Here is a 13186-nt window from a genome sequence, read left to right as displayed (position 1 = left end):
ACGAAGGACCGCCCCTGCCCGCGCGGGGGCAACCGGTACCGGATGCGCCCGCCCGGCGCGTCCGGGACCCGCCGCGATCCTCGACGCGTTGGAGTCCGCGGCACAGGCGTGGATCCGGCATCACCGGGGAGCCTCCGGAAGAACGGGCGACCCCGCCCCAGTAGAACCGGACGTCGTCCGCACGTCACGCGGCTGAACCGAGAGGCACCCGGCCCGCCGGGCGCAAGCGGGGTGGTACCGCGGAGTTCCGGGCACCCGGGCGCTTCGTCCCCGTGCGGGTGGTCGCACCGACGCCCGGCGCCCACCACGTCGAAGCGCGCGTCTTCAAGGACGTCTTCCCGCGCTACCGGACGATGAGGGGTTGCTCGGTGCCGCGCCGGGCCGGCTGGGACTGCCACGGCCTGCCCGTCGAGCTGGCGGTGGAGAAGGAACTGGGGCCGTCCGGCAAACCCGACATCGAGAAGATCGGGATCGCCGGGTTCAACGACCGCTGCCGCGAGTCGGTGAGGACTTCCGCGTCGCCCCCTACCGCGCCAAGGACGGCACGACCCTGTCCGACCACGAGGTCGCGCAGGGCTACGAGACGGTCACCGATCCCTCGGTGTACGTGCGCTTCCCGCTGGACGCGCCGGTCGCGGGAGTCGAGGGCGCCGAACTGCTGATCTGGACCACCACGCCGTGGACGCTGGTGTCCAACACGGCGGTCGCGGTGCACCCCGAGGTCCCCTACGTCGTCGCCCGGACCGCCGAGGGGACCTTCGTGGTCGCCGGGGCGCGCGTGGAGGCCGTGCTCGGCGCGGACGCGGAGGTGCTCGCCACCGCGGCCGGCGCGGAGTTGGCCGGCCTGCGCTACCGGCGGCCGTTCGACCTGGTCGAGATCCCGGACGCGCACGTCGTGGTGCCGGCCGACTACGTCACCACCACCGACGGCACCGGCCTGGTGCACCAGGCCCCCGCTTTCGGCGCGGACGACCTCGCGGTGTGCCGGGCGAACGGGCTGCCGCTGGTCAACCCCATCGCGCCCGACGGCCGGTTCCTCGACGACGTGCCGCTGGTGGGCGGCGTGTTCTTCAAGGCGGCCGACCCGATCCTGGTCGAGGAGCTGAAGAGGAACGGGACCCTGTTCCGCCACGAGGAGTTCGAGCACCCGTACCCGCACTGCTGGCGCTGCCACACGCCGCTGATCCACTACGCGCAGCCGTCGTGGTACATCCGCACCACGGACGTGCGCGGGGAACTCCTGCGGGAGAACGAGCGGACGAACTGGTTCCCCGGGCACATCAAGCACGGCCGCTACGGCGACTGGCTGGAGAACAACGTCGACTGGGCGCTGTCGCGGTCCCGCCACCGGGGGACCCCGCTGCCGCTGTGGCGCTGTCCCGGCGGTCACGTCACGGCGGTCGACTCGCGTGCCGAGCTGGGGCGCCTGGCCGGCCGGGACCTCTCCGGGCTGGACCCGCACCGCCCGTACGTGGACGCGATCACCTTCGCCTGCCCGGCGTGCGGCGGAACCGCGACCCGCGTCCCCGAGGTCGTCGACGCCTGGTACGACTCGGGCGCCATGCCGTTCGCGTCGCTGGGCTACCCGCACCTGCCGGGGAGCGTCGAGGCGTTCGGGAAGACCTACCCCGCGCAGTACATCTGCGAGGCGATCGACCAGACCCGCGGCTGGTTCTACACGCTGATGGCGATCGGCACGCTGGTGTTCGGCAGGTCCGCCTACGAGAACGTGGTCTGCCTCGGCCACATCCTGGCCGAGGACGGCCGCAAGATGAGCAAGCACCTCGGCAACACCCTGGAGCCGATCCCGCTGATGGACGCGCACGGCGCGGACGCGCTGCGCTGGTTCATGGCGTGCTCCGGTTCGCCGTGGTCGTCGCGCCGGGTAGGGCCGGCGCCGCTGGACGAGATCGTGCGGAAGGTCCTGCTGACCTACTGGAACACCGCGTCGTTCTTCTCGCTCTACGCGGCGGGCACGACGTGGGCGCCGGAAGACGGCCCGCCCGGTCGCCGGGCGACCCGTCCTGAACCGCTGGATCCTGTCGGAGGCGCACGCGCTGGTCGCCGAGGTGGGGGAGCGGATGGACGCCTACGACACCGCGCGCGGGCCGGCTGCTCGCCGACTTCGTCGACGACCTGTCGAACTGGTACGTGCGCCGGTCGCGGCAGCGGTTCTGGGAGGGCGACCAGGACGCCCTGGCCACCCTCTACGAGACCCTCGACGTCCTGACCAGGCTGCTCGCACCGATCGTGCCGTTCATCACCGAGGAGGTGTGGCAGCGGGTCGTCCGCCCCCGGCAACCCGGCGGCGGCCGACTCGGCGCACCTGGCCCCCTGGCCGGGATCGGACGGGGAGCTGGTCGACCCGGCCCTGCCCGGGGCGGTCGCGACCGCGCGCGCGGTGGCCGAGGCCGGCCGCGCGGCCCGCAAGGCGTCCGGCATCCGGGTGCGCCGGCCACTGGCCCCGCGCGCTGGTCGGCCTGCCGCCGGGCGCCGCGGTGACCCGGGACCTGCTCGACGACGTCGGTGACGAGCTGAACGTCAAGGTCATCCAGCCGCTCGACGCGGCGAGCGAGGTCGTGGACGTGCGGGTCAAGGCGAACTTCCGCGAGTTGGGCAGGCGGTTCGGCAAGCGGACCCAGCGGGTGGCCGACGTGATCACCGCCGAGGACCCGGGGGCGGTGGTGGCGAGCCTGCGCGACACCGGGTCGTTCACGGTGCCCCTGGACGGCGAGGCCCTCGCGCTCGGCGCCGAGGACGTGCTGGTGACCGAGGTGCCCCGCACGGGCTGGGTCGTGGAGTCGCAGCGCGGCGTGACCATCGCCCTCGACACCGCGAGCACCCCGGAGCTGGAGGCGGAGGGCATCGCCCGAGATGTGGTCCGCGTGGTCCAGCAGGCCCGACGCGACGCCGACCTGGAGGTGTCCGACCGGATCGCCCTGGTGGTCGGGGCGCCGCGGGAGGTGCGGGAGGCCGTCCGCGCCCACCGGGAGTTCGTCGCGCACGACACCCTGGCGGGCTCGTTGACCCTGGTGGACGACCTGGACGGCGGCTTCCCCGGCACGGTGGGCAACGCCGTGGGGATCACCGTCGCGGTTGCCAGGGGGTGATTCCCGGGCGCGGTTTTGCGGGACCGCGCCCGTGTGGCAACTGCTCTGTCCGCCATCGGCGTTGGACCGGTCCTCACATTGGGCACCGCAATATCGTGGGACCACTGGCTGTTGGCCGCCGCACAGCCCGCCGCCGCCGGACCACCCCCGCTTGCGCGGGGAGCACACGCCTTCGCGCAGCGCCTCCGCCACGGCCGCCGGACCACCCCCGCTCGCGCGGGGAGCACGCACTAATCACGTCGAACAGGTCAGAGTAGAACGGACCACCCCCGCTCGCGCGGGGAGCACTGGGTCACGTGCTCTTCGGTCCACACGATCGGCGGACCATCCCCGCTCGTGCGGGGAGCACCTCAACCGCGCCGACATCGACGGCGCGAACGACGGACCATCCCCGCTTGCGCGGGGAGCACATACACGATGTGTGCGGCGGGTGACCTGGAGGAGGACCATCCCCGCTTGCGCGGGAAGCACCTCTACGCCAGTGATCCCCGGCCGCTGGACTACGGACCACCCCCGCTCACGCGGGGAGCACTTCAGCCACGCGCCCGCGTGGATGAGGTCGGGGGGACCACCCCCGCTCACGCGGGGAGCACTTACGGGCACGTTTGGAGGTGAACAGGGCGTCCGGACCACCCCCGCTCACGCGGGGAGCACAAGCCGGCCAGCGCCGGGGTCAACTCGGAGAACGGACCACCCCCGCTCACGCGGGGAGCACGGTGCTGGCGCGGTGCTGGCGGGCTTTTGGGTCGGACCACCCCCGCTCACGCGGGGAGCACGGCTGGAGGACAGCCGAGGCACGGTGTCCCCGCGGACCACCCCCGCTCACGCGGGGAGCACGGGTCGTCGGCCGGCGGGGGGGAGCTGGGCGACGGACCACCCCCGCTCACGCGGGGAGCACATCGCGCGCCCCCGGTCCGCACGGTGCACGCACGGACCACCCCCGCTCACGCGGGGAGCACACGATCGGACCGGCCGACTTCCGCAACGCCTTGGGACCACCCCCGCTCACGCGGGGAGCACACTTCTTGACCAGGGACTTTACAGGCCGAAGTGCGCGTTTTCATTCGGTTTGTTCCAGTCTCGTATATCGGTGACCGATCGTGCCCGCGCGCCAGCGGATCTTGACCGGCCGCACCAGATCTCGCAACCGGATGTCGGCGGGGAGGGTGGACATCCTGTAGTCGGTGGGCTCGGGCTCACCAGGCGGCAGTTCGGCCAGTAGCCAGCACTGGGGGCGTCTTCGGCGCGGGGAATGTCGCGGCCGGCCGGTCGGACTCGCAATGCGAGGAACCGTGCTCGCAGTCGGGTTGACCGGTGACTTCTTGTATCCGTGGCGCCGGACCACGAACCTGCCCGCCGAACGTCCGAAGTCCATGACCAGGGTCTTCAGGTGGACCGCCGTGTCCCCGTGTACCCAGCGCGGCTGCCGGTGGGACCTGAGCGCCGTGTTGCACCTGCCGTAGCGGCATGTGCTGTTCTTGGAGGCACCACAGCACGAAAGGCTCCGTCCGCGATGCACCTCTCCTTCACGTCTCCCCGCCAGGTCAAGATCGGTGATGCCGCCGCCTTCGCCGGAACGACCCCGCGCGCCATCCGCCACTACCACCAGATCGGTCTGCTTCGTGAGCCCGAGCGCGGAGGGGACGGCCGCCGCCGCTACGGCTACGACGACATGATCCGCCTGCTGTGGATTCGCAAGATGGCGGAGGCCGGCATCAGGCTCGACGACATGCGGGCGGCGTTCGACGAAACCCGGGACATCGAGGAGAACCTGGTTGGGCTGGAGGAAACGCTGGCCGCTCAGGAGGCCGAGATCAGACGTCAACGCGTGGCCGTTCAGCGCCTGCGGGCCGTGGGCAGTCCACTGGGGCTGCTGTCGGACCTGGTGACGGATCGGCTCGGCCACCTGCCCCCCGGCGCGCTGCGTCCCTCCGATGTGGACGCCCTGCTGGTCACGGAACGGATCTTCGGCCCGCTGGGTGCCGCCGTCCAGGCCAGTTCGTTCATCGTGCTGGCCACCCACCCCGGCCTGCGGGCCGAGGAAGACCGTCTCAACGCGGCTGAGGCCGCCCTCGACGACAGCGTCGAGCCCGATGACCCGCGTGTCGAAGAACTCGCCAGACAGCGGTACGCCCACCACAAGGCCCTGGAACGGGTCGTCGAGGCCACCGGGCTGGACAGGGCCGAGGAGGAGCTCTTCGAGATCCACGGCGACCTGGACGAGGAGCACGAAACGCAGATGAGCGCCTTCGAGGCGTTCACCAAGATGCCGTACGACTTCTCTCCCGCTCGGATGCGCTGCATCGAGCGCGCGGGACAACTCCTGGGGCAGGATCTCGCGAACAGCTGACGTCCGTGCAGGACGCCGAAGTGGACCTGCCGGCAGTGCCGCCGCGGCGGCGTCCACGTCCGCGGCGCCCGCTGCGGGCTGGGCCTCCGCCACACCCGGGCACCGGCACGTCCGAAACCAACGACCACCTCCGCGAACCACACGCCGGTGAAGAGGGTCACTCCAACGCGGCAACACCAAGCGACGCACAGTCACAACCGCAGAGGGCGGATGGGCCGAAAGGGCGGCCCCGCCCCTGCCTCGACCCTGTCGAGGTCACGCCCCTCGCACATCGACCTGGCCGACGTCCGGGCGTTCGAGCACCGACGACTCCCGCCTTCGGGACCCGTCGCGCGTCGACGCCCGCGGGCGGAGGACGTGCCGATCCGCGCACCGTCGGTGCCGGGCGCCGGACGAGCGCGCCCTGGATGGGCTGGCGAGCGCGAACAGTCGTTACGCTGTGTCGGGACGGTGCTGGCGGAAGGGCGGTCATGGTGTTCGAGCGGAAGTACAGCGACGAGGTGCGCAACGCCGCTGTCCGCCGCGTCGTCGAGCGCCGTCAGGCGGAGCCGGGCAACCGGTCGATCCTGCGCGAGGTGGCCGAGGAGTTCGAGGTCGGCGAGCAGTCCCTGCGGATCTGGGTGAAGCGGCTGGACGACGGGATGTTCAGCGTGGGCGAGGCGGCCAAGCTGCGGCAGGCGCCGCGGGAGCGGCTGCTGGCACGCATCGCCGAGCTGGAGGCGGAACTGGAGTCCGCGCACGTCCGGATCGGGGCGATGGGGGAGGAGATCGAGGTGCTGAAGAAAGCCTCGGTGATCTTCGCCGCGGAGCTGGCCAAGCGGTGACCGGGTCCGCGGTGTCCACATAGCGGTACGGCTCCGGTCCGAAGGGGTGGTTGGCGCACACTGGACGCGCGACCTCGCGCTCTCGGAGGGCAGATGACCGGGTACGACTACATCAGCGCCATCACCGGCTGCACGACCGACGTCGGCGGGCGTTTCGCCGTGCGCGGTCCGGCGTTCGAGCTGCTCGCCGACGGCTCGGTGGCCTCGGGTGGTCCCGGCCGGGCGCCCGGTCCGCTCGACCTGCTGGTCTCCGCGCTCGTGGTCAACCTCCTCAACGTGCTGCGCGCCGAGGGCGACCCCGACGCGGACGACCCCGGCACGCGGGCCGTGAACGTGCGCGCCCGCACGTCGCGCTACACCCCGAACCGGCTCAAGGTGGGCCGGGTGCTGGTCGAGGTGGCGGTGGACGGGTTGGCCGAGCCGGACGTCGAGCTGTTGTTGGAGCAGTACCGCGCGGGGTGCCGGGTGCTGCCCGCCGTGTCGACCGTGCTGGACGTGGACATCCGCGCGGTGGTGCCCGCCCCGATCGGTTGACCGCGGCCGGTTGAGCGGGGTTCACCCGGCCAGCAGCGCCTGCGTGTAGTCGTGCCGCGGCGTCAGGACCACCTCCGACGTGGGCCCGTGCTCCACGATGCGCCCGGACCGCATGACCGCGACGTGCGCGGCGACGTCCGCGACCACCGCGAGGTCGTGGGTGACCAGGAAGTAGGTCAGGTTCAGCTCGCGCTGGAGCTCGACGAGCAGGTCCAGGACCCGTGCCTGGACGGTGGCGTCCAGGGCGGACACCGGCTCGTCCAGGACGAGGAGCTCGGGGCGCGGCGCCAGTGCCCTGGCGATGGCCACGCGCTGCCGTTGGCCGCCGGACAGCTCGTCCGGCTTGCGGTCCTCGTAGGACTGCGGCAGGCGCACCAGGTCGAGGAGTTCGCGCACGCGGGCGCGGCGTTCGGCGCGGGTGCCGATCCGGAAGGAGGCCAGCGGCTCGCCGATGATGTCGCGCAGGGACAGCCGGGGGTTGAGCGACTCGAACGGGCTCTGGTACACCACCTGTACGTCACGGCGCAGCGCGCGCAGTTCGGCGCGCCGCAGGGACGGCACGTCGCGGCCGAGCACCCGCACCACACCGCGGTCCGGGCGTTCCAGGCCGAGGATCAGCCTGCTGGTGGTCGTCTTGCCCGAGCCGGACTCGCCGACCAGCGCGAACGTCGTGCCGCGCGGTACGACGAGGGAGACGTCGTCCACGGCCTGGGTGCCGCGCCTCGCGGTGCCGAACCGCTTGGCCACCGAGACCAGCTCGATCACCGGTGGTGCGGCGGCCTCGTCCGCCACCGCCTCGTCCGCCACCGCCTCGTCCGCCACCGCCTGGTTCGGCCGCCGCAGGTGGACCTCCGCGACGCTGAGCACGCGGCCGCGCGACAGCCGTGGGGAACTGGCCAGCAGGGCGCGGGTGTAGTCGTGCCGCGGGTTGGCGAAGACGTCGTCGATCGGGCCGGACTCGACGACCTCGCCGCGGTGCAGCACGACCGCCGTCTGGGCGTTGCGGCCGGCCAGGGCGAGGTCGTGGGTGATGAGCACGACCGTGGTGCCGTGCTTGGCGCGGGCGGTGTGGATGGCGCGCAGCACCTCGCGGCCGACCAGCACGTCCAGCGCGCTCGTCGGCTCGTCGGCGATCACCAGTTCGGGGCGCTGCGAGAACGCGATGGCCACCAGCACCCGTTGGCGCATGCCGCCGGACAACTCGTGCGGGTAGCGCCCCGTCACCGCGTCCGGGTCGTCGAACCCCAGGTCGTGCAGGTCCTGCCGGATGCGCGCGCCGACCTCGTCCGGTGACAGGGTGGAGCGGGCCAGCGTGAACGCCTCGCGCAGTTGCGCGCCGACCGTCCTGGTCGGGTTGAGCGAGGCGATCGGGTCCTGCGGCACGAACCCGATGTGCCTGCCGCGCAGGGCGCGGAAGTCCTCGTCGCGGCGCCGGAGCACGTCCTCGCCGGCGAACTCGACGCGACCGCCGGCGATGTGGCCGTTGTGCGGCAACAGGCGCACGACGGCGTGCGCGAGGGTGCTCTTGCCGGAGCCGGACTCGCCGATCACCGCGGTCACCTGGCCCTCGGGGACGTCCAGGGAGACCGAGTCCAGCGCGGTGTCCGCGGTGTCGTCGCGCGCGTGCCGGTAGGTGACGGTGAGGTCGGTGATGCGGACGAGCGGTGTCATGCGCGGTCTCCCTGGAACAGGTAGGCGATGCGGCTGAGCAGCACGACCACGGAGGTCAGCGCGAGGCCGGGGACGATGGCGACCCACCAGGCGTGCGCCAGGTACTTCTGGCCTCCCGCGATCAGCACGCCCCACTCCGCCGACGGCGGGGCCTCGCCGAAGCCGAGGTAGCTCAGCGAGCCGATGGCGAGCATGGCCAGGCCGAAGTGCAGCGCGGTGTAGGACAGCACGGGGTGCAGGATGCTCGGGACCACGTGCCGGGTGATCACCCTCAGCGGACCGGCGCCGCACGTGCGGGCCGCCTCGACGTAGGTCAGCGTGCCGGAGCGGACCACGCAGCCGCGGATCAGCCGGGCGAACCCGGTGGCCTCGCCGACGCCGATGGCGATCGCCGCCACGAACGCGCCGCGCCCGTAGGTGGTGATCACCGCCAGGGCGAGCAGCACGCCCGGGATGGCCATGACCGCCTCGGTGAGGATGCCGAGCCCGCGGTCGAGCAGGCCACCGGGCCGCAGCCCGGACAGCACGCCGACCACCACGCCGACCCCCAGTGCCACGACGACCGCGAGCAGCGAGGAGAACAGCGAGATCCGCAGGCCGTGCACCACCCGGGAGAACAGGTCGCGGCCGATCTCGTCGGTGCCGAACCAGAAGTCGCCGTTCGGCGCGGTGAACGGCAGTCCGTCCAGCTCGTACGGGTCGTGCCAGGTCACCAGGCCCGGGAAGAGCGCGACCAGCACCAGGAACGCGAACAGCGCCAGCAGGACGTGCAGCTCACGGACCCGCCGCCGACGCCGCCGCCGGACCGGGGCGGACGTGCCCGGCAGGGTGGGGACGGGTTCGACGACGGCGGTGGCGATGGTGTCGGTCACGCCCGGACCTCCTGTGCGACGGCGTTCGCCGCACGGCGGCGCAGACGTGGGTCGAGCAGCACGTACCCGATGTCGACCAGGGCGTTGACGGCCACGTAGGCGACCGCCAGCACCACGACCAGGCCGAGCACGACGGTCAGGTCGACGGCCTTGACCGAGTCGACCATCAGCCTGCCGAGCCCGACGCGGGAGAACACGACCTCGACCACGACCGTGCCCCCGAGCAGCTGCCCGACCCGCAGGCCGAACACCGCCAGGAACGGGAACGACGCGTTGCGCAGGCAGTGCCGGTAGAGGGTGTGGAAGCGGCCCGCGCCCTTGGCGGGCGCGGTGACCGCCGCGTAGGTGGCGCCCAGCTCGGTGCGCAGGCCGCTGATCAGCACCTGGGCGAACTGCGCGGCGCCGAGCAGCGCCAACACCGCCGTGGGCAGCACCAGCGAGGCGAACCCCTGGCTGCCGTTGGACGGGAACCAACCCAGGGTCAGGGAGAAGAAGTAGATGAACAGGACGCCGACCCAGAACACCGGCAGGCTCACGTAGGCCGACGGGACCAGCGAGGCCAGCGAGCGGACCGCCCGCGCGCGGGGGTTGACGGCGAGCACGGCCAGCAGGAAGCCGAGCGGCACCGAGAGCGCCAGTGACGCGAGGGCCAGCGTGATCGTGTTCGGCAGCACCTCGCCGAGCAGGACCGTGACCGGCTGCTCGGTGATCAGCGACCGGCCGAGGTCGCCGCGCACGAGCCCGGCCAGGCCGTCGAGGTACTGGGTCCACAGGCTGTCGGACAGGCCGATCTCGTCCCGGAGCAGGTCCAGGTCGAGGTCGGCGACGTCGGCCGAGCCGATGGTGTCGGTGGTGCCGACGCGGGCCAGCACGGCGTCACCCGGCAGCACGAACAGCAGGAAGAAGGACGCGGAGTACGCCGCGAAGATCACCGCGACGGCGTGCGCGAGCTTGGCCGCCACGACGCGGCCGAGGTCGCGCGCGGCACCGGTGCGGGTGGACGGGACCGGTTCGCTCATCGTCGGCTCCCCACGGGTCGTGGACCGCCGGTGACGGTCTCCTGCCCGGTCACCGCTGGTCGGTCCAGGCGTCGCCGAGCCACGGGATGTGGGTGGCCTCCAGCAGCGGCAGGTGCGTGCTGTTGCGGTGGGCGAGCGGCTGGATGAAGTCGTAGAGGGGGATGTAGTACGCCTCGTCGAGGACGATCTCCGAGGCCCGGCCGGCGAGCGCCTTGCGCGCGGCGATGTCGGGCTCGGCCAGGATCTGGTCGAAGACCTCGTCCAGCTCCTCGTCCAGGCCGGCGTAGGTGGAGCGCAGCACGTCGGCGTCGGGCCGGGTGCCCGAGCCCCAGGAGAACGCGTAGTTGCCGGATTGCAGGCGCTGGTTGAGCTCCGCCTGGGTGAGGCTGCCGAACTTCAGCTCGACGCCGATGGCCCTCCACTGCGACTGCACCACGGCGATGTTCGGCTCGTGCGAGACCGTGGACGGGCTGTAGACCAGCTCGAAGGACAACCGCGCGCCGGCCTTGGCCCGCACGCCGTCCGCGTCCCGCCGCCAGCCCGCCTCGTCGAGCAGGCGTTCCGCCGCCGCGACGTCGGTCCTGATCTTGTCGGACTGGTCGGTGAAGTACGGGTTGCTCGCGGTGTAGGCGCCCTTGGGCGCGATGTCGATCGCCGAGGCGCGCTTGAGCACCGCGCCCCGGTCGACGGCCAGCGCCAGCGCGCGGCGGACCCGCACGTCGTCCAGGCCGGGGACCTCGGTGTTGGCCGCGAACCCGAGGGCCGAACCCGGCAGCGGTTCCCGCCGGATGGTGATCTCCCGGCTGGTGGAGAACTCGGTCTTGTCCGCCGGTTCGGTGTTGTGCAGCAGGTCGAGACCGCCGGAGCGCAGCTCGGCCGCGGCGATGCTGTTGTCCTGGATGTTGTGCACCTCGATCCTGTCGAGGTACGGCGCTCCCCGGTTCGCCGCGGGCTCCGGCGCCCAGGCGTAGTCGTCCCGGCGGACCAGCGTGTAGCCCTCCTCGCCCCGGCTCTCGTCGGCCACGAACGGCCCGGAGCCGATGATGCCGAGACCTTCCTGGCGCTTCTCGAACGGCAGCGCGGCGGTGGCGGGCGCCACGACGCCGAGCACGGTGCTGGACACCGCCTGGAGGAACGACGAGTTCGGCTTGGCGAGGTCGAACACGACGGTGTAGGGGTCGGGCGTGGTGATCTGCGCGAGCGCGCCGATCCACTGGTTGGCGACGGCGTACTTGGCGCCGCCGTCGCGCAGGGCCTGGTAGCTCTTCCGGACGGCGGCGGCGTCGAACTCCTCGCCGTTGCTGAACGTGACGTCCTGGCGCAGCGTGAACGCGTACCTGGTGGCGTTGGCGTTGACCTCCCACTTCGTGGCGAGCCACGGTGCGAACGTGCCGTCCGGGTTGTTGAACACCAGGGAGTCGACCAGGCCGCGCAGCGGCACGGCCAGGCCGTAGCCGGTCGTGGTGGCGGGGTCGAGCGACTTGCCGCCCCCGGCGGCCCGGTACTTCAGCACGCCGCCCCTGACGGGCGTGCTGCTCACGTCCCGCACGCCGCCGCCGGCTGCGGCGCAGCCGGAGAGCACGAGACCGGCCGACGTCAACAGGGCGAGCGCCGCGCTGGCGCCCCGGGAAGACCGGACGCGCCCGGTCGCGTCGCGGAGGTGCCGCTTCATCGTTGGTGACCCACTCTCGTCTGGAACTCCCGTGCGCCGCCCGCGGGCGGCGCGTGCCAGAACCGTAGAGCTGTCGTCGCCCGTAGTGGATAGCGTCCCGCTATATGAAACTTCTACGGTAAAGCACTCAAAAAACCTAGTGTGTGGTGGCATCCACCGTGAAAGTTCTAGTGCACGCACTTGGGGACATCTCATGCCGAAGATCAAGATCGAGGCGACCAGCGCCGTCTTCTACCTGCCGTACTACGTGGCCGAGGAGGAGGGCTACTTCACCGACGAGGGGCTGGACGTCGAACTCATCCGCAACCGGCCCTCCGACGAAACCGGGCTGCGGTTCATCGAGGACCCGCGCAAGGTCTCGTCGTTCAGCAGCTTCAAGCTGTTCGAGGCCGGCGCGTCGCAGCTGTACAACGCCTGCGAGTGGGGCCAGCTGCGCCGCTCCCAGGACAGCCAGGTCAACGGCAGGGTGGTGGCCCGCCGGGCCGCGGTCGCCAGCCAGGCGATCATCGTCCGCCCCGACTCCCCGTACAACGTCCCCGGCGACCTGGCCGGCGTCCGGGTCGGCGTGAACTTCCACCACGGCTCGCACTACCTGGTGCTCCAGACCCTGGAGGGCTTCCTGCGACGCGACGACATCAACCTGGTCGGCATCAAGGGCAAGGAGCGCTTCGAGGCGCTGCGCGACGGCGACATCGACGCCGTCGCGGTGATGGAGCCGTGGATCACCGTCGCCGAGAAGCAGGGCTACAAGGTGCTCGCCGAGGCGCACTACTACGGTGCGGAAGTCGCCAACGACTCCCTCGACGCCGAGACCTTCACCAGGATCAACCGGGCCGTGACGCGGGGTGTCGACCGCATCCACGAAGACATCCGCCCGCACCTGAAGCACTTCATCAGGCAGGCGGCGCCGGTCGCCGAGCTGGTGCCGGAGGACTTCAAGACGGGTCGGCTGCGCTACGTCCACCCCGGCCCGTACCCGGAGGACCACTTCAACCGGACCCTGGACTGGGTGGCCAGCTGGGGCTTGATCGACCCGGGCAACGAGTTCGGCGCGCTCGTCGACTCCGGCAAGATCCTCCAGGAGGCGTGAGGACGCCGTCGCACGGCGGCGCGATCAGCGGTCGCGCCGCCGTC

General features: G+C 72.0%; 10 protein-coding genes, 2 pseudogenes and 1 CRISPR repeat array. Of the genes and pseudogenes, 7 read left to right on the top strand and 5 right to left on the bottom strand.

Going from position 1 to position 13186, the window contains the following annotated elements; genetic code table 11:
* The first annotated feature begins 353 nt into the window (after nucleotides 1-353).
* The 3 genes and pseudogenes from ACFP3R_RS20670 (at nucleotide 354) to ACFP3R_RS20660 (ending at nucleotide 3110) form a co-directional block, all read left to right on the top strand.
* Nucleotides 354-2230, top strand: a pseudogene (locus ACFP3R_RS20670) (class I tRNA ligase family protein).
* Nucleotides 2152-2502 carry a class I tRNA ligase family protein gene (locus ACFP3R_RS20665; protein WP_380637993.1) on the top strand — a complete coding sequence of 117 codons (351 nt, stop codon included), beginning with the start codon at nucleotides 2152-2154 and terminating at the stop codon, nucleotides 2500-2502. The pseudogene ACFP3R_RS20670 and the gene ACFP3R_RS20665 overlap by 79 nt, the downstream one beginning before the upstream one ends.
* A complete protein-coding gene (locus ACFP3R_RS20660; RefSeq protein WP_380637992.1) occupies nucleotides 2499-3110 on the top strand; it encodes a DUF5915 domain-containing protein in 612 nt (203 codons plus the stop codon). Before ACFP3R_RS20665 ends, ACFP3R_RS20660 begins: the two co-directional genes overlap by 4 nt.
* 137 nt (nucleotides 3111-3247) lie before the next feature.
* Nucleotides 3248-4130: a CRISPR direct-repeat array (repeat unit 29 nt; unit sequence CGGACCACCCCCGCTCACGCGGGGAGCAC).
* Nucleotides 4131-4182: 52 nt separating this feature from the next.
* Here ACFP3R_RS20660 and ACFP3R_RS37895 read toward each other — a convergent pair.
* Nucleotides 4183-4509, bottom strand: a pseudogene (locus tag ACFP3R_RS37895) (IS701 family transposase); the annotation flags it as partial.
* Between the two features lie 114 nt (nucleotides 4510-4623).
* Between ACFP3R_RS37895 and ACFP3R_RS20655 the strand changes: the two are divergent.
* From ACFP3R_RS20655 to ACFP3R_RS20645, 3 genes are all read left to right on the top strand, one after another.
* Nucleotides 4624-5460, top strand: coding sequence for a MerR family transcriptional regulator (locus ACFP3R_RS20655; protein ID WP_380637991.1), 837 nt, complete (start codon nucleotides 4624-4626; stop codon nucleotides 5458-5460).
* A gap of 470 nt (nucleotides 5461-5930) precedes the next feature.
* Entirely contained in the window at nucleotides 5931-6284 is a 354-nt protein-coding gene (locus ACFP3R_RS20650; protein ID WP_380637990.1) for a transposase, read from the top strand.
* 93 nt (nucleotides 6285-6377) lie between these two features.
* Nucleotides 6378-6818 (top strand): hypothetical protein, encoded by a 441-nt coding sequence (locus tag ACFP3R_RS20645; protein WP_380637989.1) that lies wholly within the window; start codon nucleotides 6378-6380, stop codon nucleotides 6816-6818.
* A 21-nt stretch (nucleotides 6819-6839) separates the two neighbouring features.
* Here ACFP3R_RS20645 and ACFP3R_RS20640 read toward each other — a convergent pair whose 3' ends face one another.
* Genes ACFP3R_RS20640 through ACFP3R_RS20625 form a run of 4 tightly spaced genes read right to left on the bottom strand, consistent with a single transcriptional unit; the run spans nucleotide 6840 to nucleotide 12052 of the window.
* Nucleotides 6840-8489: an ABC transporter ATP-binding protein gene (locus tag ACFP3R_RS20640; protein ID WP_380637988.1), complete on the bottom strand. Its 1650-nt coding sequence runs from the start codon at nucleotides 8487-8489 to the stop codon at nucleotides 6840-6842.
* On the bottom strand, nucleotides 8486-9361 hold the full coding sequence (locus ACFP3R_RS20635; RefSeq protein ID WP_380637986.1) for an ABC transporter permease: 876 nt from the start codon (nucleotides 9359-9361) through the stop codon (nucleotides 8486-8488). Before ACFP3R_RS20635 ends, ACFP3R_RS20640 begins: the two co-directional genes overlap by 4 nt.
* Nucleotides 9358-10380 (bottom strand): ABC transporter permease, encoded by a 1023-nt coding sequence (locus ACFP3R_RS20630; RefSeq protein WP_380637985.1) that lies wholly within the window; start codon nucleotides 10378-10380, stop codon nucleotides 9358-9360. The genes ACFP3R_RS20635 and ACFP3R_RS20630 overlap by 4 nt, the downstream gene beginning before the upstream one ends.
* A gap of 49 nt (nucleotides 10381-10429) precedes the next feature.
* The gene (locus tag ACFP3R_RS20625; protein WP_380637984.1) at nucleotides 10430-12052 is read right to left on the bottom strand and encodes an ABC transporter substrate-binding protein; all 1623 of its coding nucleotides are present in this window, start codon (nucleotides 12050-12052) and stop codon (nucleotides 10430-10432) included.
* A gap of 193 nt (nucleotides 12053-12245) precedes the next feature.
* Between ACFP3R_RS20625 and ACFP3R_RS20620 the strand changes: the two genes are divergently transcribed.
* Nucleotides 12246-13142, top strand: a complete 897-nt coding sequence (locus ACFP3R_RS20620; RefSeq protein ID WP_380637982.1) for an ABC transporter substrate-binding protein — start codon at nucleotides 12246-12248, stop codon at nucleotides 13140-13142.
* Nucleotides 13143-13186 lie beyond the last annotated feature (44 nt).

Origin of the sequence: Saccharothrix lopnurensis, assembly GCF_042658445.1 — a bacterium.
GTDB lineage: Bacteria > Actinomycetota > Actinomycetes > Mycobacteriales > Pseudonocardiaceae > Actinosynnema > Actinosynnema lopnurensis.
Note: the sequence above shows the minus strand (reverse complement) of the source record. Positions and strands in the feature narration are given on the sequence as shown.